This is a genomic window from Streptomyces sp. NPDC057900 (genome assembly GCF_042887885.1).
Taxonomy (GTDB): Bacteria; Actinomycetota; Actinomycetes; order Streptomycetales; family Streptomycetaceae; genus Streptomyces.
Genome location: NZ_JBHVOI010000014.1, coordinates 77439 through 100957 on the forward strand (window position 1 = coordinate 77439; position 23519 = coordinate 100957).

Annotated in this window: 21 protein-coding genes, 1 pseudogene and 1 riboswitch; of the genes and pseudogenes, 8 read left to right on the top strand and 14 right to left on the bottom strand. The window is 71.2% G+C overall.

Annotation, left to right across the window (positions count from 1 at the left end; translation table 11 throughout):
• Nucleotides 1-164 precede the first annotated feature (164 nt).
• Nucleotides 165-1604, bottom strand: coding sequence for a gamma-aminobutyraldehyde dehydrogenase (locus tag ACFVQ0_RS32650; RefSeq protein ID WP_390092816.1), 1440 nt, complete (start codon nucleotides 1602-1604; stop codon nucleotides 165-167).
• A 178-nt stretch (nucleotides 1605-1782) separates the two neighbouring features.
• On the opposite strand from ACFVQ0_RS32650, the gene ACFVQ0_RS32655 reads away from it, so the two are divergent.
• From ACFVQ0_RS32655 to ACFVQ0_RS32670, 4 genes are all read left to right on the top strand, one after another.
• A complete protein-coding gene (locus ACFVQ0_RS32655; protein ID WP_390092817.1) occupies nucleotides 1783-2274 on the top strand; it encodes an Lrp/AsnC family transcriptional regulator in 492 nt (163 codons plus the stop codon).
• Nucleotides 2259-3638 (top strand): aspartate aminotransferase family protein, encoded by a 1380-nt coding sequence (locus ACFVQ0_RS32660; RefSeq protein ID WP_390092818.1) that lies wholly within the window; start codon nucleotides 2259-2261, stop codon nucleotides 3636-3638. Before ACFVQ0_RS32655 ends, ACFVQ0_RS32660 begins: the two co-directional genes overlap by 16 nt.
• A 255-nt stretch (nucleotides 3639-3893) precedes the next feature.
• Nucleotides 3894-4631, top strand: coding sequence for an ABC transporter ATP-binding protein (locus ACFVQ0_RS32665; protein ID WP_390092819.1), 738 nt, complete (start codon nucleotides 3894-3896; stop codon nucleotides 4629-4631).
• Nucleotides 4613-5797, top strand: a complete 1185-nt coding sequence (locus ACFVQ0_RS32670; protein ID WP_390092820.1) for a hypothetical protein — start codon at nucleotides 4613-4615, stop codon at nucleotides 5795-5797. The genes ACFVQ0_RS32665 and ACFVQ0_RS32670 overlap by 19 nt, the downstream gene beginning before the upstream one ends.
• Before the next feature lie 144 nt (nucleotides 5798-5941).
• Here the strand turns inward: ACFVQ0_RS32670 and ACFVQ0_RS32675 are convergent, their stop codons facing one another.
• Together ACFVQ0_RS32675 and ACFVQ0_RS32680 are read right to left on the bottom strand one after the other, a co-directional pair.
• Nucleotides 5942-7078 carry a glycosyltransferase family 4 protein gene (locus tag ACFVQ0_RS32675; RefSeq protein ID WP_390092821.1) on the bottom strand — a complete coding sequence of 379 codons (1137 nt, stop codon included), beginning with the start codon at nucleotides 7076-7078 and terminating at the stop codon, nucleotides 5942-5944.
• Entirely contained in the window at nucleotides 7003-8280 is a 1278-nt protein-coding gene (locus ACFVQ0_RS32680) for a glycosyltransferase 87 family protein (RefSeq protein WP_390092822.1), read from the bottom strand. Before ACFVQ0_RS32680 ends, ACFVQ0_RS32675 begins: the two co-directional genes overlap by 76 nt.
• Before the next feature lie 142 nt (nucleotides 8281-8422).
• Here ACFVQ0_RS32680 and ACFVQ0_RS32685 point away from each other — a divergent pair, with 142 nt between their 5' ends.
• Together ACFVQ0_RS32685 and ACFVQ0_RS32690 are read left to right on the top strand one after the other, a co-directional pair.
• Nucleotides 8423-9643 (top strand): sensor histidine kinase, encoded by a 1221-nt coding sequence (locus ACFVQ0_RS32685; protein WP_390092823.1) that lies wholly within the window; start codon nucleotides 8423-8425, stop codon nucleotides 9641-9643.
• Complete coding sequence (locus tag ACFVQ0_RS32690; protein ID WP_390092824.1) at nucleotides 9637-10338, top strand: response regulator; 702 nt, start codon at nucleotides 9637-9639, stop codon at nucleotides 10336-10338. Before ACFVQ0_RS32685 ends, ACFVQ0_RS32690 begins: the two co-directional genes overlap by 7 nt.
• Nucleotides 10339-10349: 11 nt before the next feature.
• Here ACFVQ0_RS32690 and ACFVQ0_RS32695 read toward each other — a convergent pair whose 3' ends face one another.
• The 4 genes from ACFVQ0_RS32695 to rlmN all read right to left on the bottom strand — a co-directional run bounded on the left by ACFVQ0_RS32695 (nucleotide 10350) and on the right by rlmN (nucleotide 15539).
• On the bottom strand, nucleotides 10350-11375 hold the full coding sequence (locus ACFVQ0_RS32695; RefSeq protein WP_390092825.1) for an ABC transporter ATP-binding protein: 1026 nt from the start codon (nucleotides 11373-11375) through the stop codon (nucleotides 10350-10352).
• Between the two features lie 13 nt (nucleotides 11376-11388).
• Nucleotides 11389-13002, bottom strand: coding sequence for an ABC transporter permease (locus ACFVQ0_RS32700; RefSeq protein WP_390092879.1), 1614 nt, complete (start codon nucleotides 13000-13002; stop codon nucleotides 11389-11391).
• Between the two features lie 86 nt (nucleotides 13003-13088).
• Nucleotides 13089-14192 (bottom strand): thiamine ABC transporter substrate binding subunit, encoded by a 1104-nt coding sequence (locus ACFVQ0_RS32705; RefSeq protein ID WP_390092826.1) that lies wholly within the window; start codon nucleotides 14190-14192, stop codon nucleotides 13089-13091.
• Nucleotides 14193-14274: 82 nt separating this feature from the next.
• Nucleotides 14275-14391, bottom strand: a riboswitch (TPP riboswitch).
• A gap of 41 nt (nucleotides 14392-14432) precedes the next feature.
• Nucleotides 14433-15539: a 23S rRNA (adenine(2503)-C(2))-methyltransferase RlmN gene (gene rlmN, locus ACFVQ0_RS32710; RefSeq protein WP_390092827.1), complete on the bottom strand. Its 1107-nt coding sequence runs from the start codon at nucleotides 15537-15539 to the stop codon at nucleotides 14433-14435.
• Nucleotides 15540-15663: 124 nt separating this feature from the next.
• Here rlmN and ACFVQ0_RS32715 point away from each other — a divergent pair, with 124 nt between their 5' ends.
• Complete coding sequence (locus tag ACFVQ0_RS32715; RefSeq protein ID WP_390092828.1) at nucleotides 15664-16191, top strand: hypothetical protein; 528 nt, start codon at nucleotides 15664-15666, stop codon at nucleotides 16189-16191.
• 73 nt (nucleotides 16192-16264) lie between these two features.
• Here the strand turns inward: ACFVQ0_RS32715 and ACFVQ0_RS32720 are convergent, their stop codons facing one another.
• The 5 genes from ACFVQ0_RS32720 to rpsB all read right to left on the bottom strand — a co-directional run bounded on the left by ACFVQ0_RS32720 (nucleotide 16265) and on the right by rpsB (nucleotide 20893).
• Complete coding sequence (locus tag ACFVQ0_RS32720) at nucleotides 16265-17350, bottom strand: phosphatidate cytidylyltransferase (RefSeq protein WP_390092829.1); 1086 nt, start codon at nucleotides 17348-17350, stop codon at nucleotides 16265-16267.
• Entirely contained in the window at nucleotides 17350-17907 is a 558-nt protein-coding gene (gene frr / locus ACFVQ0_RS32725; protein ID WP_024488459.1) for a ribosome recycling factor, read from the bottom strand. Before frr ends, ACFVQ0_RS32720 begins: the two co-directional genes overlap by 1 nt.
• A 166-nt stretch (nucleotides 17908-18073) precedes the next feature.
• Nucleotides 18074-18850 carry a UMP kinase gene (pyrH, locus tag ACFVQ0_RS32730; protein WP_390092830.1) on the bottom strand — a complete coding sequence of 259 codons (777 nt, stop codon included), beginning with the start codon at nucleotides 18848-18850 and terminating at the stop codon, nucleotides 18074-18076.
• 158 nt (nucleotides 18851-19008) lie between these two features.
• Nucleotides 19009-19845: a translation elongation factor Ts gene (gene tsf, locus ACFVQ0_RS32735; protein WP_390092831.1), complete on the bottom strand. Its 837-nt coding sequence runs from the start codon at nucleotides 19843-19845 to the stop codon at nucleotides 19009-19011.
• A 100-nt stretch (nucleotides 19846-19945) separates the two neighbouring features.
• A complete protein-coding gene (gene rpsB / locus ACFVQ0_RS32740; protein ID WP_311302948.1) occupies nucleotides 19946-20893 on the bottom strand; it encodes a 30S ribosomal protein S2 in 948 nt (315 codons plus the stop codon).
• Nucleotides 20894-21169: 276 nt separating this feature from the next.
• Here rpsB and ACFVQ0_RS32745 point away from each other — a divergent pair.
• Nucleotides 21170-21760: pseudogene (locus tag ACFVQ0_RS32745) on the top strand (peptidoglycan DD-metalloendopeptidase family protein); the annotation flags it as partial.
• A 137-nt stretch (nucleotides 21761-21897) separates the two neighbouring features.
• Here the strand turns inward: ACFVQ0_RS32745 and ACFVQ0_RS32750 are convergent.
• A complete protein-coding gene (locus tag ACFVQ0_RS32750) occupies nucleotides 21898-22476 on the bottom strand; it encodes a TetR/AcrR family transcriptional regulator (RefSeq protein ID WP_390092880.1) in 579 nt (192 codons plus the stop codon).
• A gap of 118 nt (nucleotides 22477-22594) precedes the next feature.
• Complete coding sequence (whiG, locus tag ACFVQ0_RS32755; RefSeq protein ID WP_073739112.1) at nucleotides 22595-23431, bottom strand: RNA polymerase sigma factor WhiG; 837 nt, start codon at nucleotides 23429-23431, stop codon at nucleotides 22595-22597.
• Between the last annotated feature and the right edge of the window lie 88 nt (nucleotides 23432-23519).

Sequence of the window (23519 nt, forward strand, 5' to 3'; positions counted from 1 at the left end):
AGGATGCCGCCCGTGGGGTACGGCGGGCAATGGACCAACCGTCCAGCGGTGGCGGTCCGCCGCGCACACCCTGTCGAGGGTCCCGCGCGGGGGCGGGGTACGGCACGGCCCCGGGCGCTCGCACAGTGCGCCCGGGGCCGTGCCCGTACCGGATGGAGCGGCGGTCAGCCGTCGAGGGACGTCATGACGTGCTTGATCCGGGTGTAGTCCTCGAAGCCGTACGCGGAGAGGTCCTTGCCGTAGCCGGACTTCTTGAACCCGCCGTGCGGCATCTCGGCGACGAGCGGGATGTGGGTGTTGATCCACACGCAGCCGAAGTCGAGGTTCTTGGACATCCGCATGGCGCGGCCGTGGTCCTTGGTCCACACCGAGGAGGCCAGGGCGTACTCGACACCGTTGGCCCACTCCAGCGCCTGCGCCTCGTCCGTGAACGACTGGACGGTGATGACCGGGCCGAAGACCTCGTTCTGGATGATCTCGTCGTCCTGCTTCAGCCCGGAGACGACGGTCGGGGCGTAGAAGTAGCCCTTCTCGCCGACCCGGTGGCCGCCCGCCTCGACCCTGGCGTGGGCGGGGAGGCGCTCGATGAAGCCGCTGACCTGCGCGAGCTGGTTGGCGTTGTTGAGCGGGCCGTAGAGCACGTCCTCGTCGTCCGGCTGCCCGGTCTTCGTGTCGGCGGCGGCCTTGGCCAGCGCGGTGACGAACTCGTCGTGGATCGACTCGTGGACCAGCACGCGGGTGGCGGCCGTGCAGTCCTGGCCGGCGTTGAAGTAGCCGGCCACCGAGATGTCCTCGACGGCCTTGGCGATGTCGGTGTCCTCGAACACGACGACCGGCGCCTTGCCGCCGAGCTCCAGGTGGACCCGCTTGACGTCCTTCGCGGCGGACTCCGCGACCTGCATGCCGGCCCGGACAGAGCCGGTGATGGAGGCCATCGCCGGGATGCGGTGCTCGACCATCGCGCGGCCGGTGTCCCGGTCGCCGCAGATGACGTTGAAGACGCCCTTGGGCAGGATCTGCCCGATGATCTCCGCGATCAGCACGGTGGAGGCCGGGGTGGTGTCGGACGGCTTGATCACCACGGTGTTGCCCGCGGCGAGCGCCGGGGCGAACTTCCAGACGGCCATCATCATCGGGTAGTTCCACGGCGCGACCTGCGCGCAGACGCCGACCGGCTCGCGGCGGACGATGGAGGTCAGCCCCTCCATGTACTCGCCGGCCGAGCGGCCCTCCAGCAGCCGGGCGGCACCCGCGAAGAAGCGGATCTGGTCGACCATCGGCGGGAGTTCCTCGGTACGGGTGAGCCCGACCGGCTTGCCGGTGTTCTCGGACTCGGCCGCGATGAGGTCCTCCGCGCGCTCCTCGAAGGCGTCCGCGATCTTCAGCAGGGCGCGCTGGCGCTCCGCGGGGGTCACGTCGCGCCAGGCGGGGAACGCCGCGGCGGCGGCCTCCATGGCGGCATCGACATCGGCGCCGCCGGAGAGCGGCGATGTCGCGTAGACCTCCTCCGTCACCGGGTTGACCACGTCGATGGTCCGCCCGTCGGCGGCGTCACGGAACTCTCCGTTGATGTAGTTGCGCAGACGGCGCACCTCGGTGGTCACAGCCGGCCCTCCTGCTCTGAAGTCCAATGGGTGAGACGCCCAGCGTAGTCGCTCGGGTAACGCTTTCGACATACCTAACCGCCGTGAACTTCGGATTCAGTGAGATCCAGGTCCCTCAACAACGAATTTCATCGATCGAGGGTTGCGAGACGGACGAGTCCCGGTGCACAGTGGCTCCGTGGCCAGTCGCAGCGCAGACTCCAGGAACGGGAACGGATCGTCCTCAACGGTCGATGCCGTGTCCCTCGCGATCATCGAACAGCTCCAGGAGGACGGACGGCGTCCGTACGCCGCGATCGGCAAGGCCGTCGGCCTCTCCGAGGCGGCCGTGCGCCAGCGCGTCCAGAAGCTGCTCGACCAGGGCGTGATGCAGATCGTCGCCGTCACCGATCCGCTCACTGTGGGATTCAGACGGCAGGCGATGGTCGGGATCAACGTCGAGGGCGACCTCGACCCCGTCGCGGAGGCCCTGTCGGCCATGGCCGAGTGCGAGTACGTGGTGATGACCGCGGGCTCCTTCGACCTGATGGTGGAGATCGTCTGCGAGGACGACGACCACCTGCTGGAGACGATCAGCAAACGCATCCGGGCCATTCCCGGAGTGCGCTCCACCGAGAGCTTCGTCTACCTCAAGCTCAAGAAGCAGACCTATATGTGGGGAACCCGATAGCCGTGAGCAAGGACCTCAGCCGAACCGCGTACGACCACCTGTGGATGCACTTCACCCGCATGTCGGACTACGAGAACGCGCCCGTTCCCACCATCGTGCGTGGCGAGGGCACCTACATCTTCGACGACCAGGGCAAGCGCTACCTCGACGGGCTGTCCGGCCTGTTCGTGGTCAACGCCGGCCACGGCCGCCACGAGCTCGCGGAGGCGGCCTACAAGCAGGCGCAGGAGCTGGCCTTCTTCCCGGTGTGGTCCTACGCCCACCCGAAGGCCGTCGAACTGGCCGAGCGCCTCGCGGACTACGCCCCGGGCGACCTCAACAAGGTCTTCTTCACCACCGGTGGCGGCGAGGCCGTCGAGACCGCGTGGAAGCTCGCGAAGCAGTACTTCAAGCTCAAGGGCAAGCCGACCAAGTACAAGGTCATCTCGCGCGCGGTCGCCTACCACGGCACCCCGCAGGGCGCCCTGTCCATCACCGGGCTGCCGGCTCTCAAGGCCCCCTTCGAGCCGCTGGTGCCCGGCGCGCACAAGGTGCCGAACACCAACATCTACCGCGCCCCGCTCTTCGGTGACGACCCCGAGGCCTTCGGCCGCTGGGCCGCCGACCAGATCGAGCAGGAGATCCTCTTCGAGGGCCCCGAGACCGTCGCGGCCGTCTTCCTGGAGCCCGTGCAGAACGCGGGCGGCTGCTTCCCGCCCCCGCCCGGCTACTTCCAGCGCGTGCGCGAGATCTGCGACCAGTACGACGTGCTGCTCGTCTCCGACGAGGTCATCTGCGCCTTCGGCCGGCTCGGCACGATGTTCGCCTGCGACAAGTTCGGCTACGTGCCGGACATGATCACCTGCGCCAAGGGCATGACCTCGGGCTACTCCCCGATCGGTGCCTGCATCATCTCGGACCGGCTCGCGGAGCCGTTCTACGAGGGCGGCAACACCTTCCTGCACGGCTACACCTTCGGCGGCCACCCGGTCTCCGCGGCGGTCGGCCTCGCCAACCTCGACATCTTCGAGAAGGAAGGCCTCAACCAGCACGTCCTCGACAACGAGAACGCCTTCTTCACCACGCTCCAGAAGCTCCACGACCTGCCGATAGTCGGTGACGTCCGGGGCAACGGCTTCTTCTACGGCATCGAGCTGGTCAAGGACAAGGCCACCAAGGAGACGTTCACCGACGAGGAGACCGAGCGCGTCCTGTACGGCTTCCTCTCCAAGGCGCTGTACGAGAGCGGCCTGTACTGCCGGGCCGACGACCGTGGCGACCCGGTCGTCCAGCTCGCCCCGCCGCTGATCTCCGACCAGTCCACGTTCGACGAGATCGAGTCCATCCTGCGGTCCGTACTGACGGAGGCCTGGACGAAGCTCTGACCGATCGCTCGACCGGCTGATCGAGCGAGCCCGGCTTGACCACCGCTTGACCCTCCACGGACGGTCCTCCAGCGGTCATTTCATACGGTCCACGCGGCCCGGATGCGCCCAATCGAGTGGGAAGAAGCGCACCCGGGCCGCGTGCTGTGCGCACACCGCGGTCCGAATCCTTACGGTGCCGAGTGACCGATCGGCCCTCTCTTCGTTCCCCCGTACGGGGGAACGGGATATCTGATCTGAACCGAGGTGTACGCCATGGTGGCCCCGCCGGACAACGACGTGATCTGGGCGCGCTCCCTGCACCACTCCCACAACGGCTCACCCGCGCTCGGCGGGGTGTCCCTGGGGATCCGCGACGGCGAGATCCTCGCCGTGACCGGCCCGCGCGGCAGCGGCAAGACGACCCTGCTGCACTGCCTGTCCGGCCAACTGGTGCCCACCGAGGGCGAGGTGTGGTTCAACAGCGTCCCCGTCCACACCATGGGACCCCGGCTGCGCGAACGGCTGCGCCGCGACAAGTTCGGCTGGATCGCCCCCGAGCCGCAACTCGTCCCCGAGCTGACCACCTGGGAGAACACCGCCCTGCCGCTGCTGCTGCGCGGCGCCTCGCACCGGGAGGCCAAGAAGGCCGCCATGGAGTGGCTGGAGCGCCTCGACATCGGCATGTGCGCCAGGAAGCGGCCGCACACCCTCCAGCAGAGCCAGCGGCAGCGGATCTCGGTGGCCCGCGCGCTGGCCACCGCCCCCGCGGTGATCTTCGCCGACGAGCCCACCGCGACCCTGCACCGCACCGACCGCACCCATGTCCTGCGCACCCTCACCAGCGCGGCCCGCTCGCACGGCATCACGGTGGTCCTCGCCACCCACGACGCGGAGATCGCCGCCCTCGCGGACCGCACGGTGCCGCTGCTGGACGGGCGCCGGGTCGCCACCGGCAAGCTGACCGCCGGGACCGACACGGAGGGCCGCGCGGCGTGCTCGCTCTCCGTCTAGCCCGCGGTTCCCATCCCCTGGTCCTGGTACGGCGGCTGCTGGTCGCGGCCGCCTCCGCCGGGGTCGGCTTCCTGCTGCTCTGCACCCTGGGCTACGCCTCCGGGCACCCGGCGCACTCCGCCGGTTCCGTGCTGCGGCTGCTGTGGTGCCTGGTGCCACTGGCCGCCACCGTGCAGTTCGCGGTCGCCGTGGCCCGGACCGACCCGAGCACCCGCCCGCGCCCCGGGCTGTCCGCCGTGGGCCTGGGCCCGGTCCGGCTCAGTGCGCTCGCCGCGGTCTCCACCGCCGTCTCGTGCACCCTCGGCTCCATGGTGGCGCTGCTCTTCTTCCTCCACCTGCGCGGCGACCTGTCCGGGCTGCCGTTCGACGGCGCGGCGGCCGGGCTGCTGGGCGCGGACGCGTCGCTGCCGCTGGCCGCCGTCGTCGTCCTGCTGACCCTGGTGCCCGCGGCGGCGGCGACCGCGAGCGCGCTGGCGCTGCGCACCAGTCCGGTGCGGGCGGCGGGCGTACAGGACGGTGTGCGGGACCTGCTGCCCGAGGAGCAGGTGCCCGCTCCGGCCGCGCCCCCTGCCGGGCTGCCGTGGGGCGTCGCCCTGACGGCCGCCGGCCTCGCGGTCGAGGCGTACGCGAGCCGCGGCTCGTCGGGCAGCCCGTTCCCGCTCCCCGGAAAGCTGGACTCCACCCCGGTCTGGGTCCTGGTGGGGTGGACGCTGACGGCGATCGGCCTCGCCACCGCGGGCCCCGGGCTGACCCATCTCGCCGGACGGCTGCTCCAGGCGGTGCGGCCCGGAGCCGTACGGCTGCTGGCGGGCCGGGTCCTGATGGACGAGGCGCGCCGGATCGGCCGGCCGCTGGGCGTCGTCTGCGCGGTGCTCTCGGCCGTCATCGCCGCCTTCGCCCTGTACGGGACGGGCCCCCGCCCCTTCGGACCGCTCACCGCACTCGGCGCCGTACTCGTCATCGGCTGCACGACGGCGACGCTGCTGACCTCCGCGCTGGAGGCGCGGCAGGCCCGCGCGGAAACAGCACAGGCCCTGCTGCGGCTCGGCGCCCCGGCCTCGGCCCTGCGGGCCGCGACAGCGCTGCGCGCCGCCGCACTGCTCCTCGTCTTCGCGCCGCTGACCTGGGCGATCGCGGAGCTGGCCGCCCTGCCGCTGACGGGCTGAACGGCGGGCCGGACGGCATCGAGTCGCCCGCCCCGCCCGTCCGTGGCGTGAGGCCGTGGAGACCCGACGAGAGTTCGCCCGGCTGTGGGCGAAGCAGCCGGGCCCGCTCCGCGGACACGTTCACCGCGCACCGCCGTCGGGCCGTTACGAGGGGTCGGCCAGCAGCCCCGCCAGCCGCTCGTACGTCCCGTCCCAGCCCCACTCCGCCCGTACCCGGTCGCGCCCCTTCTCCCCCATCGTGGCGGCGGTGACGCGGTCCTGGAGGAGGCCGATGAGCCGGGCCGCGATGGCCGCCACGTCCCGTCCGTCGATCAGGTGCCCGGTCACCCCGTCGCACACCGTGTCGGCCGCGCCGCCCGAGTCCCCGGCCAGTACCGGCAGTCCCGCCGCGGCAGCCTCCAGGAACACGATGCCGAGGCCCTCCACCTCCAGGCCCCGGCGCCGGGTGCGGCACGGCATCGCGAAGACATCGGCCGCCGCGAAGAACTCCGGCATCTCCGCATGCGGGTGCCCGCCCGCCAGGACGACCGCGTCCGCCAGCCCGGCCGCGGCTGCCGCACGGCGCAGCGAGCGCGCGCCGGGGCCGTCGCCGACCAGCAGCAGGGTCGTTCCCGGCACCGCCCGCCTGATCCCTGGCAGCGCGCGTACCAGCATGTCCTGGCCCTTGCGTGGAACGAGCCGCGCGGCGCAGAGGATCACCGGCCGGTCGTCCAGCCCGTACCGCCGCCGGACCGAGCTCTCCCCCGGGCGGGCCCGGAAGGCGTCGGCGTCCACCCCGGGCACCAGGCGCACCATCCGGCGCGCGGCCACCGGTCCGAGGGCGGCGGCGATCGGCAGCCGGGTCGCCTCTCCGAGATGGGTGACGGTGTCCGTGGCCGCCCCGATCCGCCGCAGGAGGGCCCGGGCACCCGGGGTGCGCGCCCACCAGACCTCGTGGCCGTGGGTGGTGGCCACGATCCGCCGCACCCCGGCTTCCCGCCGCAACCGGTCCGCCATCAGGGCCAGCGGCGCGGCCGCGCCGAACCAGACGCGGTCGCAGCCGTACCGCCGGGCCAGGGCGGCCGCCCGGCTCGCGACGCGCGGCGTGGGAAGCAGCATCCGGGCCCGGTCGCGGACCACCGGGTAGGACAGTGCGGCATCGTGTGCGGCGGCACCGGGCTCGGAGGAGGTGTAGACGACCACGGAATCGGCGGGAAAGCGGCTGGTCATCGCATGGACGAACGTCTCGATGCCGCCCTGCCGGGGCGGGAAGTCGTTGGTGACGACGAGAGTGCGGGCCATCGGGGCGTTCCTTCGGGTTCGGGCCGGTTCGCCGTGCCGTGCTGCGACACGGCCCAGACGGCGAGGACCAGCGGATATACGAGGTAGCCGAATCGGGTGGCGGGCATGAAGGCGGTGGCGAGGCCCAGCCCGAGAGCCAGCCGCAGTGCGGCGGCGGGTGCCGTGCCGGGTGGCCGGACGATCAGCGAACCGGCCAGCGCCAGGGCGCAGCAGAGGAGCAGTACGAGTGCGACGGTCCGGCCTCCGGGCAGCCAGGTGGCGAGCAGGTGTCCGGGGAAGGGCGTGGCCGCCGGTGACACGGCGTCGGTCAGGCCGAGCGGGTACCCGACGACGTGCGTGACGAAGGACGCCGGATCACGCAGTGCTGCCGGGAGCACGAGTACGGCGGTGGTGAGCACCGCCACGAGGGCGCAGCGCAGCGGCGATCCGCGCCCGGCGGTGCCGCCCCGGCGCATCGACACCAGGAGCACGAAGGCCACCGGGAGCGCGGGCCACGCGGTCCACTTGAGGGCTGCGGCCAGCCCCGTCACCAGACCGGCGGCGACCGGTCTGTCCCGCCCGGCAAGTGAGAGGCCCAGGCACATGAGCCCGGCCACCGGGAGATCGACGCCGCCCACCGCCAGCGGCAGGGCGACGAGAGGACAGGCGGCCAGCGCGAGCAGCGGCGGGCGCCTGGCGCAGAGTGCGAGTGCCGCGAGGAAGGCGGCTCCGGTCCACAGCCGGGGGTCGGTCAGCGGGCCCGCGCCGAAGAGCGCGTGCGGAATCCCGAAGACCGCCATCGCGGGGAGGTAAGGGTCGAAGTCCGCCACCGCCACGGGGTCGGGGGCGTACGGAGAACCGGTCGTCAGCAGCGACTGCGACGAGCGCGCGACGACTTCCACCTCCAACTGCGCCCGGCCCATGAGCACGAGGACCAACAGCGGCAGCACCACGGCGCCGACGGCCGCGAGCGCGGCCGCTGTACGGCGCCTCCCGCGAGCGGCGGGCCACACCGCGCCCGCGTATCCGAAGGCGGCCGACACACCCCAGATCCGGTGCGGGACGAGTCCGGAGCACAGCGCGAGGAGCAGGGCCGCCGCGGCGCAGCCGGCCCACCCGGCCGCGGCGCGCACGGGGCCGGTACCGAACAGGGCGGCGCGGACTGCGCGTTGCGCAGTCGATACGGTCTCCGCCGCCGCCGCGGGACCTGCTGTTACGTCCATGAACCGAGGCTAGGAACGCGGCTCCCACGGCACGTCACACCGGAATCCGGTGTTCGTTCTCAACCCGTGGCATGAGACGCGACGGGGAATTCCACCTCTGCTCCGATGCGCCGACGGCCGCTCGTGCCGAACAATCCTGGGTATGAACAGCACGATCACGCCCCGCGCCCGGGTCCAGCGGGTGCGCCTGTGGGCGCGCCGGTGGGCGGCGGCGCCCGCGTACCCGTGGCTGACCGGGGGCGCGCTGACGCTGTTCGCGACGGGGGAACTGATCGCCGTTCCGGGTTCGGTGATCACCACGTTCGGGGTGCTGGTCTGTACGGCCTCCCTGATGTGGCGGGGCACCCGGCCCGCCGTCGGCTTCCTGACCGTCGGCGCGGCCCTGCTGAGCTTCGGGACGGACGGCAACATGGCGTACGCGACCGTGGCCGGCACCCTGATAGGCAGCTACACGCTGGGCCGGCACCGTGTGCAGCACCCGGCCCTGCTCGTCGTCGGGGGTGCGCTGGCCTCGCTCACGGTCAACCTCGTGCACATCGACCGCTGGGCACGCGCCGGATCACCGGGGCTGCCCATGATCCAGGGCACCGACCGGTTCAGCCTCGGGCTGTACGCCGAGACGCTGGCGCTGACGGTGGTGATCCTGGGGGCCGTGAGCATGGGCGACGCGGTGCGCGCACGGGAGGAGACCCGCAAGGAGCGGGCCGCCGCCCAGTCCAGACTGCTGGTGATGGAGCGACGGCAGGCGGCGGAGGCGGAGCGGGCCGCCATCGCGCGGGAGTTGCACGACATGATCGCCCACTCCGTGTCCATGATCGCCGTGCAGGCGGAGGGGGCGACCTACACCACCCCCGGGCTGTCCCCGCAGGCCAGGGACGCCTTCCAGCAGATCGCCGGGACGGCGCGTGCGTCCATGAGCGAGTTGCGGCGGATGCTCGGTGTGCTGCGCACCGACCGGGAGCCGGGTACGGCGACGGCCCCGCAGCCGACGCTGGCCGGGCTGGACGACCTGGTGGAGCAGCATCGGGCCGTGGGGGGCAGGGCCGAGCTGCGGATCAGCGGTGAACAGCCGGAGCTGCCGCCCTCCTGGGAGCTGTCGGCCTTCCGTATCGTGCAGGAGGCGCTGACCAATGTGCGGTGCCACGCACCGGGGGCCCGCGCGGTGGTGGAACTCGTCTACGGGAGCGGCCTGCTGGCCGTCCGCGTCGGGGACGACGGGCCGGGGCCGCGCGGACCGCTGGCCGGGGGCACCGGCCATGGGCTGGTCGGGATGAACGAGCGGGCGGCGCTGCTCGGTGGCAGGCTCACCGCGGGGCGGGCCCCGGGCGGCGGCTTCCTCGTCGAGGCCGAGCTCCCGTGGTGATCCGGGTGATCGTCGCGGATGACCAGGCCGTCGTGCGGACCGCGTTCGCCGGGCTGCTCGCCACCCAGCCGGACATCGAGGTGGTGGGCGAGGCGGAGGACGGGACGGCGGCTGTCCGGATGGCCGCCGAGCACCGCCCCGATCTGGCGCTGCTCGACATCCGGATGCCGGGGCTGAACGGCATCGACGCGGCGCGCGAGATCATCGCCGGGTCCGGCGGTGCGACCAGGGCACTGATGCTGACGACGTTCGGGCTCGACGAGTACGTGTACGACGCGCTGACGGCGGGGGCCAGCGGATTCCTGCTGAAGGACGCGACGTTCCCCGAACTGCTGCACGCGGTAAGGGTGGTGGCCGACGGCCGGGCGCTGCTCTCCCCGGACATCACGGGCCGGCTGATCGCGGAGTTCACCCGCCAGCGGGTCGCCGCTCCGCCCGCGCGGTCCGTCGACGGCCTGACCGGCCGGGAGGTGGAGGTGCTCGTCCTGATCGCCCGGGGCCTGTCGAACGCCGACATCGCAGACCGGCTCACCATCACCGCCCACACGGTCAAGACCCATATCAACCGGTTGTTCGCGAAGATGGAGCTACGGGACCGGGCCCAGGCAGTGATCCTGGCGTACGAACTGGGACTGGTCGTGGCCGGGACCGGCTCGGGCGGGACACGGCCGGCAGGACCGGCCGGCGGCCGGTGATCCCGGGGCCGTCAGAAGACGGCGGGCAGTACGACGCTCTCCGCCGCGTCGAAGGTGACGCCGACGACCGCGCCCTCCTCCGGTGTACCGCGCAGGGCGCACTCGGCGTCGAGGGCCGGGCCGTGTTCCGGGGTCAGGGTCACGGCGACGTGGTTGCCCCGGAAGGTGCGGGCGGCCACGGTGCAGCGCAGCCCGTCCTCCGGGGCGCCGATCAGGACTCCGGCCGGCCGGACCAGCAGGTCGCAGGCGCCCTGCGGTGATCCGGCGGGCACCGGCACCTTGCCCCAGTCCGTGTCCGCGGCCTCTCCGGTGACGGTCGCCTCCACCACGTTGTCGAAGCCGAGGAATCGGGCGACGAAGGCCGACGCGGGATGCTGCCAGACCTCCAGCGGGGTGCCCACCTGGGCGATGCGTCCGTCGCGCATCACGACGACGCGGTCGGCCAGCGCGAAGGCCTCACCCTGGTCGTGGGTGACGGCGAGCACGGTCGTGCCCAAGCGGGCGAAGAGCGTACGCAGTTCGACGACGAGGCGTTCGCGCAGACTGCGGTCGAGCTGGCCCAGCGGCTCGTCCAGCATCAGCAGCCTGGGCCGGGGCGCGAGCGCGCGAGCCAGGGCGACGCGCTGCTGCTCGCCGCCCGAGAGCGCGGCGACGGCCCGCCGCTCGGCGCCGGGCAGCCCCACCAGATCGAGGAGTTCGGCGACCTTGCGGTCCTGCTCGCCCCGGCTCACACCGTGCATCCGCAGCCCGAAGGCGACGTTGGCGCCGGCGTCCCGATGCGGGAAGAGCTGGTGGTCCTGGAACATCAGGCCGAGCCCGCGCCGGTGGACCGGAACCCCGGCCTGGTCCGCGCCGTCGAGCAGTACCCGGCCGCCGTCCAGGTGCTGGAGACCGGCCACCACCCGCAGCAGCGTCGACTTCCCGCTGCCGCTCGGTCCCAGCACACAGACGATCTCGTGGTCCGCGACCTCCAGGTCCACCGCGTCCAGCGCCACCCGGTCACCGAAGCGCACGGTGGCCGATTCGAGTCTCAGCATTGTGTCAGCATCCCTAGAACTCGCCGGATCGGTCGGTGCGGATACGTTCGAGCAGCAGCAGCGACACCGCGCACACGAGCATCAGAATGGTGCTGAGGGCCATCGCCTGGCCGTAGTTGAGATCCCCGGACCGCCCGAGCAGCCGCGCCACCGCGACCGGAAGCGTCGGATTGTCCGGCCGCGCGATGAACACCGTCGCGCCGAACTCCCCGAGCGACACGGCGAACGCGAAGCCCGCAGCCACCAGCAGCGCCCGGCGCACCAGCGGCAGATCCACCTCGCGCCAGGCCCGCAGCGGCGAGGCGCCGAGCACCGCGGCCGCCTCGCGCAGCCGCCCGTCCACCGCGCGCAGCACCGGCAGCATGGTCCGTACGACGAACGGCACCCCGACCAGCGCCTGGGCGAGCGGCACCAGGATCCAGGAGGTCCGCAGATCGAGCGGCGGCTTGTCCAGGGTGATCAGGAATCCGAAGCCGACGGTGACGGCGGAGACCCCGAGGGGCAGCATCAGCAGCGCGTCGAAGCCCCTGACCAGCCGCCCGGCCCGCCTCGTCAGCGCCGCCGCGGCCAGGCCTCCGACGACCAGCGCGATGGCGGTCGCGACCAGGGCGTACCGCAGCGAGTTCCCGATCGCTTCGAGCGGCGCGACCAGGAACGTACCGCTGTTCGCGTCCGCAGAGGCCAACGCCCGGTAGTAGCCGAGGCCGTGGCCGCCGGGCAGGTCGAGCGAGCGCTCCACCAGGATGGCGAGCGGCAGCAGGATCAGCACCAGCACGGTCAGCAGGACGCCTCCGAGCAGCGCCCACTGGCCCGCGCCGCGCGGTCTGCGGGCGGTCTGTGCCGGGTCGACGAGCTTCAGCGCGGTCTCCCGGCGCCGTACGGTCCAGGCGTGCACGGCGAGGATCGCGCCGACGGCGGCGAACTGCACGAGCGTGAGCACGGCGGCCGTCGGCAGGGCGAGCAGCTGCGCGGTCTGGCGGTAGATCTCCACCTCCAGCGTGGAGAATCCGGGCCCGCCGAGGATCTGAACGACGCCGAAGGAGGTGAAGGTGAAGAGGAAGACCATCAGGGCGGCCGCCGCCACGGCGGGGGCGAGCGCCGGAAGCGTCACCCGCCGCCAGGCGGCGAACCGTCCGGCGCCGAGGACCCGCGCGGCCTCCTCCTGCCGGGGGTCCAGCTGTGACCAGAGCCCGCCGACGGTGCGCACGACGACCGCGTAGTTGAAGAAGACGTGCGCCAGCAGGATCGCCCACACCGTGGTGTCGAGCCGGACGCCCCACAGGTCGTCGAGGAAACCGCCGCGCCCCAGCAGCGCGAGGAACGCAGTGCCCACGACGACGGTCGGCAGGACGAACGGCACCGTGACGACGGCCCGGAGCAGCTGCTTGCCCGGGAAGTCGAACCGGGCGAACACATAGGCGCCCGGCAGCGCGATCAGGAGGGTCAGCGCGGTCGAGGCCAGCGCCTGCCAGAGCGTGAACCAGAGCACGTCCTGGATGTCGGACCTGCCCAGCACCTCGCCGATCCGTCCGAACTGCCACACCCCGCCGTCCTTCAGGCCGCGTCCGACGATCGCGACGACGGGGTAGGCGAAGAACACCGCGAAGAAGGCGACGGGCACGGCCATCAGACCGAGCCGCACCGCGCTCCCGCGCCGCGACCGGGAGCGCGCGGCCTTCCCGCGCGCGCCCGGTCCGCGTACGGGGGGCTTCGCTACTTCACTACGAGCGAGGACCATGACTGGACCCACTGCTCACGGTTCTTGGCGATCGCGTCCGGGGCGACGGTCGCGGGCTTGTCCGAGGTGGCCCCGAACTTCGTGAAGAGTTCCGGCACCTTCGCGCCCTTGGTGACCGGGCTGACGAACATGTTGAGCGGCATGTCCTCCTGGAACTTCTTGCCGATCATGAAGTCCAGCAGGGCCTTGCCGCCCGCCTCGTTCTTCGCGCCGTCGAGCAGACCGGCGAACTCGATCTGCCGGAAGCACGTCCTGGTGGCGACCCCGGTCGGGGCGGTCTTGGGCCGCGGGTCCGCGTACAGCACCTCGACGGGCGGGCTGGAGGCGTAACTGACCACGAGCGGCCGGTCGGCCTTGGCCTTCCTGCCGCCCGCGGAGCCGGAGAACTCCTCGTTGTACGCCTGCTCCCAGCCGTCGACGACCTTGACGCCGTTGCTCTTCAGCTTCTTCCAGTAGTCCTGGTAGCCGTCCTGGCCGTAGGTGGCGACGCTGCCGAGGAGGAAGCCGAGGCCGGGCGAGGAGGTCGCGGCGTTCTCGGTGACGAGGAGGTTCTTGTACGCGGGCTTCGCCAGGTCGTCGAAGGTCTTCGGCGGCGCGAGCTTCTTGTCGGCGAAGTACTTCTTGTCGTAGTTGACGCAGATGTCGCCGGTGTCGACCGGAGTGACCCGGTGCTTCGCCGCGTCCAGCTGGACGTCGGACGCGACCTGGCCGAGGCCCTTGGCGGCGTACGGCGTGAAGAGGCCGTTGTCGAGCGCGCGCGAGAGCAGGGTGTTGTCGACGCCGAAGAACACGTCACCGCGCGGTGATCCCTTCGTCAGGATCTCCTGGTTGAGGGCGGCGCCCGCGTCCCCGCTCTTCAGGACCTTGACGGTGTAACCGGTCTCCCGGGTGAACTCCTTCAGTACGCCCTTGGACGCGTTGAAGGAGTCGTGGCTGACGAGCGTGACGGTCTTGGAGCCGGATCCCCCGGTGCCGGACGATCCGGACGACGCGTCGTCCGAGCCGCCGCAGCCGGCGAGCGCGGTCGCGCCGATCGCGGCGGCGACGGCCGCCACCGCGACCTTCTTGGTGGTGCTCATGTGATTCCTCCTGGAGATGACCAGGAAGAGACGCGGCCCTGCCCGCGCCGGTGGAGAACCGGAAGCGGGCAGGGCGCAACAGCTTGAGTAAGGTCCGAACTTCCTACCCGGAATGACCCGGGCGAGGTTCAGAGGGTCTGCGGCCAACCTGTCCTTGGTGCCGCACTCTCAGCGCTGTGGCGCTCCCCTGTCGGAATATGAAGTTGAATTCACGCCCAGGCTACACGGCCGGTTCCGGCCTCAGCGCTCGGATGCCGCGAGCTGTCCGCAGGCCCCGTCGATCTCCTGGCCCCGGGTGTCGCGCACGGTCACCGGCACCCCGTGGGCGGCGATGGCCTCGACGAACGCCTTCTCGTCCTCCGGCCGCGATGCCGTCCACTTCGAGCCCGGGGTCGGGTTCAGCGGGATCAGGTTGACGTGCACCCGCTTGCCCTTGAGCAGCCGGCCGAGCCGGTCACCGCGCCAGGCCTGGTCGTTGATGTCCCGGATCAGCGCGTACTCGATGGAGATGCGGCGGCCGGACTTCTCCGCGTACTCCCAGGCCGCGTCCAGCACCTCGCGCACCTTCCACCGGGTGTTCACCGGGACGAGGGTGTCGCGCAGCTCGTCGTCCGGGGCGTGCAGCGAGACGGCGAGACGGCACTTGAAGCCCTCGTCCGCGAAGCGCAGCATCGCCGGCACCAGGCCGACGGTGGAGACGGTGATGCCGCGCTGCGACAGCCCAAGCCCGTCGGGCTCGGGGTCCGTCAGCCGGCGAATGGCGCCGACCACGCGGTTGTAGTTGGCGAGCGGCTCGCCCATGCCCATGAAGACGATGTTGGAGAGCCGCGCCGGGCCCCCGGGGACCTCGCCGTCGCGCAGCGCCCGCATGCCGTCCACGATCTGGTGGACGATCTCCGCGGTGGAGAGGTTGCGGTCGAGACCGGCCTGCCCGGTGGCGCAGAACGGGCAGTTCATCCCGCAGCCGGCCTGCGAGGAGATGCACATCGTGACGCGCTCGGGATAGCGCATCAGGACGGACTCCACCAGCGTCCCGTCGTGCAGCTTCCACAGGGTCTTGCGAGTGGTGTCGTCGTCACAGCTGATGTGGCGGACCACGGACATCAGCTCGGGGAACAACGCCTCCGCGAGCTTGTCCCGCGACCCGGCCGGAATGTTGGTCCACTCCGACGGGTCGTGCGCGTACCGCGCGAAGTAGTGCTGCGAGAGCTGCTTGGCGCGGAACGGCTTCTCGCCGGTCGCGGCGACGGCTTCCTTGCGCTCGGCGGGCGTGAGGTCGGCGAGGTGCCGCGGCGGCTTCTTGGCTCCGCGGGGCGCGACGAAAGTGAGTTCTCCGGGCTTAGGCATGGTTCATCCAGTGTCGCAGACACGCGGCGATGCCCCGCCCACCTCCAAAAGGGCCCTGATCCGGGCCCGACGGGGTACCCGGAGGGACAGGGACAGCTCGCCGACTCAGCAGGAGGTATCAGCCGTGCACACCGTGAAGCACTGGTTCAGCCACAGCCTGGCCGCACAGGGCCTGGTCCTCTTCGTGCTGGGACTGGGCTTCGGAGCCCTGTTCCGCCGGGACGATCATCCGGCCTTATGGGCGGTCCAGAGTCTGCTCTACACCGCCGTGATCATCGGCATCCTGGCGTACCAGCGCCGCCGGACCAGCCGGGCGGCCGGCACACGGCCCGGCACGGTCGTCGACCTCAACCGCAGGATCCGGCACCGCGAGGTGCCCGAGGACCCCGAGGAGCGGGCGGTCCTGCGGCGGCTGGTCGAGGAGCAGCTCGGGAAGATGGAACGGGGCAGCCGGTGGCTCCCCTACTGGCTGGGTTTCATGGGCCTGATCGCGGTGGTCATGGTGGTTCTCGGGGCCACGTCGGGCTCGCTGGCCTCTCCCGTGGTCTTCGCCGTGGGCGTGATCGTGTTCTGCTCCTGGGTCCTGTGGATGCGCAAGCGGGCGATGGAGCTCCATCACCACATGCGCTCGGCCCTGCGGGAACGTGGCTGACGTCACCGGACACGCGTGAGGGCCCACCGTCCGGGGACGGTGGGCCCTCACGCGTGGTGCCGCGTACGGACGCTCAGCCGGAGCCGACGAAGAGGACCATCAGCAGCCAGACCACCGGCGCGGTCGGCAGCAGGGAGTCCAGCCGGTCCATGATGCCGCCGTGCCCGGGGAGCAGGGTGCCCATGTCCTTGATGCCGAGGTCCCGCTTGATCATGGACTCGCCCAGGTCGCCGAGGGTGGCGCTGGCGGCGACCGCGAGGCCGAGCAGCAGGCCCTGCCACCAGGAGCCGTCGTCGATCAGGAACTGCATGCACAGCGCACCGGCCACCATCGCGAAGCTCACGGCGCCGAAGAGGCCCTCGCGGGTCTTTCCGGGGCTGATCCGGGGGGCGAGCTTGTGCTTGCCGAACCGCCAGCCGACGGCGTACGCGCCGGTGTCGCTGACCACGGTCAGCAGCAGGAAGGTCAGCACCCGCATGGGCCCGTCGTGCGCCGTCAGGAGCATGGCGACGAAGGTGGCCAGGAACGGTACGTAGAACGCGGCGAAGACGCCGGCCGTGACGTCCTTGAGGTAGCCCTCCGGCGGTTCGGTCATCCGCCAGACGAGAACCGCGAGAGCGGTCAGGGCCATCGCGGCCCAGGCGCCCTCGGCGCCTCGCGCGTAACCGGCCACGACCATGGCGGCGCCACCGACCGCGAGGGGTACGAGCGGCGCCTTGATGCCCTTGCGCTCCTCCAGCCGGGAGGTGAGCTCCCAGAGGCCGACGACGACGGCGACCACGATCACACCGACGAAGACGGCCTTGACGACGAAGAGCGATGCGACGACGACGGCACCCAGCCCCACGCCGACCCCTATGGCGGATCCGAGATCACGGCCCGCACGTTTCTTCTGCGGGGGTGGCGGCGCGGTGGACATGGGCTCCTGCGGCTTCTCGTCGCGGAACAGGGGGCCGCCGCTCAGGCGTGCGGCCCCCTGGTCCCGGTCATCACGGCTCTCAGCTTCTCTACCTGCGTCGGGAACGTCCGGCACGATGGGCATGGGCCGAGTCTGCTGGGCGTTATGCACATCGTATGCAGGACCCGCCGGAACGGACCGCATCTCGGGAGCGGCCCCGTGGCCGGCGTCCTGCGGGACGCCCCAGGAAGAGTCGTTCATCAGACTTCGAGCAGCTCGGCTTCCTTGTGCTTCAGCAGCTCGTCCACCTGTGCGACGTACTTCGCGGTGGTGTCGTCGAGCTCCTTCTCGGCACGACGGACCTCGTCCTCGCCGGACTCCTTGTCCTTGACGAGCTTGTCGAGGGTCTCCTTGGCCTTGCGGCGGACCGCGCGGATCGAGATCTTGGAGTCCTCGGCCTTGGTCTTCGCGACCTTGATGTAGTCGCGACGGCGCTCTTCGGTGAGGTCGGGGAAGTTCACCCGGATGATATTGCCGTCGTTGCTCGGGTTGACGCCGAGGTCGGAGTCGCGGATGGCCTGCTCGATGTTGCGCAGCGCCGTCTTGTCGAACGGCGTCACGACGGCCATCCGGGGCTCGGGCACCGAGAAAGAGGCCAGCTGGTTGATCGGGGTCAGCGCGCCGTAGTAGTCGGCGACGATCTTGTTGAACATCGCCGGGTGCGCACGGCCGGTACGGATCGCGGCGAAGTCCTCTTTCGCGACCACGACGGCCTTCTCCATCTTCTCCTCGGCCTCAAGGAGGGTTTCTTCGATCACCACGTGCTCCTGCGTGTCTTGAGTGGGCCCGGCGTGCTCGGGCCCGGCGGGTCCTGCGTCGCGTCCTCACCTGCACGGTGTCCGACCGGCAGGCCGTTGTCCATCCTTCGGGCCCCTGCTCGGGCCCCGGGAACCACCGGGTCTCCCCGGCCCGGCCCCCCGGTTCTCAGGCCCGGGTGCTCCGGTCGCTCACGAGTGAGCCGATCTTCTCACCCTTGACGGCGCGGGCGATATTGCCCGCCGTCGTCAGCTCGAAGACGAGGATCGGCAGCTGGTTGTCACGGCAGAGCGTGATGGCGGTGGCGTCGGCGACCTTGAGATCGCGGGCGAGCACCTCGCTGTACTCCAGCGCGTCGAACTTCACCGCTCCGGGGTTGGTCTTCGGGTCGGAGTCGTAGACCCCGTCCACACCGTTCTTACCCATCAGCAGCGCCTCGGCGTCGATCTCCAGGGCGCGCTGGGCCGCGGTGGTGTCGGTGGAGAAGTACGGCATGCCCATACCGGCGCCGAAGATGACGACGCGGCCCTTCTCCAGGTGCCGTACGGCGCGCAGCGGGATGTACGGCTCCGCGACCTGGCCCATGGTGATGGCGGTCTGGACGCGGGAGTCGATGCCCTCCTTCTCCAGGAAGTCCTGGAGCGCCAGGCAGTTCATGACCGTGCCGAGCATGCCCATGTAGTCGGACCGGGCCCGGTCCATACCGCGCTGCTGGAGCTCGGCGCCGCGGAAGAAGTTGCCGCCGCCGATGACGATCGCGATTTCCGCGCCGTCCCGGACGACCGCCGCGATCTCGCGTGCGATGGCGTGTACGACGTCGGGGTCGACACCGAGACCCCCGCCACCGGCGAACGCCTCTCCGGACAGCTTCAGCATGAAGCGTCCGGACACCTTGCCGTCGTCGCGCCTGTGGTCACCTTTTGCGGCGTCCGCGCCCTTGTTCATGGAGATTCTCCTCGTGCACATACGAAGAAGGCCATTGCCGGTGGGTCCGATGTCCCTCAGCGGCAATGGCCTCCTCGTCAGATCTGCGGTCGTACGGCGGTGTGCGGCCGTCGACTGCACCAGACCCTATCGGGGTCCACCGTTTTTCGCGGACGGACTCAGATGCCGACCTTGATGCGCGAGAAGCGCTTCAGGGTGACACCGGCCTCGTCCAGGACCTTCTGGACGGACTTCTTGTTGTCCAGCGCGTACGGCTGGCCGAGGAGGGTGGCCTCCTTGAAGAAGCCGTTGACGCGACCCTCGACGATCTTCGGGAGCGCGGCCTCGGGCTTGCCCTCGGCGCGCGTGGTCTCCTCTGCGACACGACGCTCGGTCTCGACGATCTCGGCCGGGACGTCCTCGCGGGAGAGGTACTTCGGCGCGAAGGCGGCGATGTGCTGGGCAAGGCCCTTCGCCAGCTCCGCGTCGGCCTTGTCGAGCTCGACCAGGACACCGATCTGCGGCGGCAGGTCGGGCATGGTGCGGTGCATGTACACGGAGACGTAGGCGCCGTTGAACTGCGCGAAGCGGTCCAGGACGATCTTCTCACCGAGGTTGGCGTTGGCCTCGTCGACGTACGCCTGAACCGTCTTGCCGGCCTCGATCTCGGAGGCGAGCAGCGCGGCCAGGTCGGCCGGGGAGGTGGCGGCGACGTGCTCGGCCAGCGCGTTGGCGACGGCCTGGAACTTCTCGCCCTTGGCGACGAAGTCCGTCTCGCACTTCAGCTCAAGAAGGACACCGGAGGTGTTGTCCTCGGAGATGCGGGAGACGACGGCGCCGTTCTCGGCCGAACGGCCCTCGCGCTTGGCGACGCCCTTCTGGCCCTTGATACGAAGGGCCTCGACGGCACCTTCGACACTGCCGTCGGCCTCGTCGAGCGCCTTCTTGCAGTCCATCATGCCGGCGCCGGTGAGCTCACGGAGCTTCTTGACGTCAGCGGCGGTGTAGTTCGCCATGAGTCTGAATTCTCTCTCGAAGTCTGAAAGATCTACGGGTGAACGGCGGGGGCGGTGCCTGTGCGGCACCGGCCCCCGCCGTCTTCAGCCGTGACGGGTGTCAGGCCTGCTCGCCGTCCGCGGCCGGGGCCTCGGCGGCGGGGGCCTCGACGGCCGGCGTCTCGGTGGCGGGCGCCTCGGCAGCAGCCTCGGCGGCCGGGGCGTCAGCGGCCTCGGCGTCCGCGACCTTCTCGGTCTCGGCGGAGGTCTGGACCTCGGCGTCGGCCTTCTTGTCGCCCTCCAGCAGGTCACGCTCCCACTCGGCGAGGGGCTCGCCGGCGGCCTTCTCGCCCGGCTTCGAGTCGCCGGTCGCTGCGCCGGAACGGGCGATGAGGCCCTCGGCGACGGCGTCGGCGATCACGCGGGTGAGCAGGGTGACGGAGCGGATCGCGTCGTCGTTGCCCGGAATCTTGTAGTCGACCTCGTCGGGGTCGCAGTTGGTGTCCAGGATCGCGACGACCGGGATGTGGAGCTTGCGCGCCTCACCGACGGCGATGTGCTCCTTCTTGGTGTCGACGATCCAGACGGCGCTCGGCACCTTCTGCATCTCGCGGATACCACCGAGGGTCTTCTCCAGCTTGGCCTTCTCGCGGGAGAGGACCAGGAGCTCCTTCTTGGTGAGGCCGGAGGCGGCCACGTCCTCGAAGTCGATGAGCTCAAGCTCCTTCAGACGCTGAAGGCGCTTGTAGACGGTGGAGAAGTTGGTGAGCATGCCACCGAGCCAACGCTGGTTGACGTACGGCATGCCGACGCGCGTCGCCTGCTCGGCGATGGCCTCCTGGGCCTGCTTCTTCGTACCCACGAACATGATGGAGCCGCCGTGGGCGACGGTCTCCTTGACGAACTCGTAGGCGCGGTCGATGTATGACAGCGACTGGAGCAGGTCGATGATGTAGATGCCGTTGCGCTCCGTGAAGATGAAGCGCTTCATCTTCGGGTTCCAGCGACGGGTCTGGTGACCGAAGTGGACGCCGCTTTCCAGCAGCTCCCGCATCGTGACGACGGCCATGGCCGTACTCCTTGAGGTACTCGGTTATCGCGACCGCAGGATTGCTGTCGCGCCTGACGCCCCGACGCGCCGTGCCACAAGGGACCGAGGAGCGCGGCCACCTCCGTTGAGAGGGAGATGGCGGGGCGTGCGAAGTCGACCCGGTGACCCGGATCGCCACAAGAAGTGTACGGGACCCACTGAGTGCCGGGTGACGGCGCTGTCCACAACCGGCCGGTACTCCACAGATCCGGTCCATGATCCCCGCGGACCGGGCCGCCGGGGGACGGTTGTGCCATGCGAAACACAGCTGACCAGGACGGATCCAGGACCCGCTCCGGGGGCCGCCGCGCACCGGGCGGCGGGCGGGACGGTGAGCGGGGCTGCGGGCCGGGGCGCCTGGCGCGCGCGTTATCCGCTGCGGCCACCGCGGCGGCGCTTCTCGCGGCGGGGTGGTGCGGGGCGGCGGGGTGGTGGGGCGGGACGGCGGCCGCCGCGGACCGGCCACCCCCGGCCGTGGCGGCGCCCCCGGCCGCCCCTGCACCCGCCGCTCCCCCGGTGGATCCGCCGCCCGCGCGCGGACGGGTCTGGCCGCTGGCGGGGCGGCCCGTGGTCGTACGGGGATGGGAGCCGCCCGCCACGGACTACGGGCCGGGGCACCGCGGGGTGGATCTCGCCGCCGGACCGGGTACGGAGGTGCTCGCGGCCGCTTCCGGCCGGGTCTCGTTCGCGGGCGGCGTCGCGGGGCGCGGGGTGCTGGCGATCGAGCTCGCGGGAACGGGCGATCCGCCGCTGCGGACGACGTACGAGCCGGTGCGCCCGCTGGTCGCGAAGGGGGAAGAGGTCACCGCGGGGCAGGTGGTGGCGGTCATGGCGGCGGGGCCGTCCCACTGCGCGTCCGGCTGTCTGCACTGGGGGCTGCGCCGCGCGTCGGTCTACCTGGACCCGCTGTCACTGCTGCCGCCCGGGCTGTTGCGGCGCGGACCGTCCCGGCTGCTGCCGGTGGCCGGTGTGCCCGAACCCGGTCAGGAGGCCGGCTCGCCGGGGGCGCCCCGGACGCCGCAGAGGATCATGGCGACGGCGGTGTCCGCGATCACGGCGGGCTCCTCCGCCACGCTGAGCTCGATACGCCGCACCGCCGCGTCGACGGAGCCCTGGAGCAGCATCGCCGCCAGCCGGGGCTGCTCGTGGCCGAGGTCGCCGAGCGCCTCCACGATCATGGCGATCAGCCCGCCGTGGGCGGCGCGGATCTTCTCCCGGGCGCCCGCGTCCAGCTCGCTCGCGGAGATCGCGACGACCGCCCGGTGGCGCCGGTCCCCCACGAGATCGAGCTGCCGTCGTACATACGCCTCGATCTTCTCCGCCGGCGTATCCGCCCGTTCCATCGCGTTCTCCACCTCGGCCGCCCAGACGGGGAAGTCGACGGTGCAGAGCTCCTCCACGACGGCGGCGCGGGAACGGAAGTACTCGTAGACGGAGGACCGGGCGAGGCCCGTGCGCTCGGCGAGGGCGGGGAAGGTCAACGCCTCCGTGCCTCCCTCGGACAGCAGGGAACGCGCTGCGTCCAGGAGGGCGCCGCGCTGCATGGTCCGGTGCTCGGCCACGGAGGCCGCTCGAATCCTGGGCACGCGTCCACTCTACGGCGACCGCTGCCCGGAAGGGGGTGGGTGGCCCCGATAGGCCGGCCCGGGTGGACAGCGCCGGACTTCCCCGGAGGCGGCCTCAGCGTCCGGCGTCGGCCAGTTTCGCGCGCAGTTGCAACACGGACTTCGTGTGGATCTGGCTGACCCGGCTCTCGGTGACCCCGAGGACGTTGCCGATCTCGGCCAGGGTGAGGCCCTCGTAGTAGTAGAGCGTGACCACGGTCTTCTCGCGGTCCGGGAGGGTGTTGATCGCGCGGGCGAGCAGCCGCCGGAGCTCGCGGCCCTCAGCCACTTCCACCGGATTGTCGGCGGCGGTGTCCTCCAGCGTGTCCATCAGGCTGAGCCGGTCGCCGCCCTCGCCGCCCACATGGAGCAGCTCCTCCAGCGCGACCACGTTCGCCAGCGACAACTGGCTGAAAACCGCGTGCAGTTCCTCCAGCCCGATCTCCATCTCCGCGGCGACCTCCGCCTCGGACGGGGTGCGCCGCAGCCGCGCCTCCAGCGTGGCGTAGGCGCGTTCCACCGCACGGGCCTTCTGACGCACGGAGCGGGGAATCCAGTCCAGCGCCCGGAGTTCGTCGATCATCGCGCCGCGGATGCGGGTGATCGCGTACGTCTCGAACTTGATCGCCCGCTCGATGTCGAACTTCTCGATCGCGTCGATCAGTCCGAAGACCCCGGAGGAGACGAAGTCCGCCTGCTCGACGTTGGACGGAAGCCCCACACTCACCCGGCCGGCCACGTACTTCACCAGCGGTGAGTAGTGCAGGATCAGCTGCTCCCGCAGCCGCTCGTCGCCCGTGGTCTTGTACGAACGCCACAACTCGTCGAGGGAGGAGGGAGCGGGAGGGCGCACAGTGCCACGCGCAGCCGGTGGTACTGCCGCGCGGTCAGACCCGGAGGTGTGCTGGGGCATGTGGTGCCTTGAGCCGTTCTGCAGTGAAGTGCTGGGGAATGTGCGTCTGGGGCGGAATCCTTGTGAGCGTAGCGTGACTGAAGTGTCG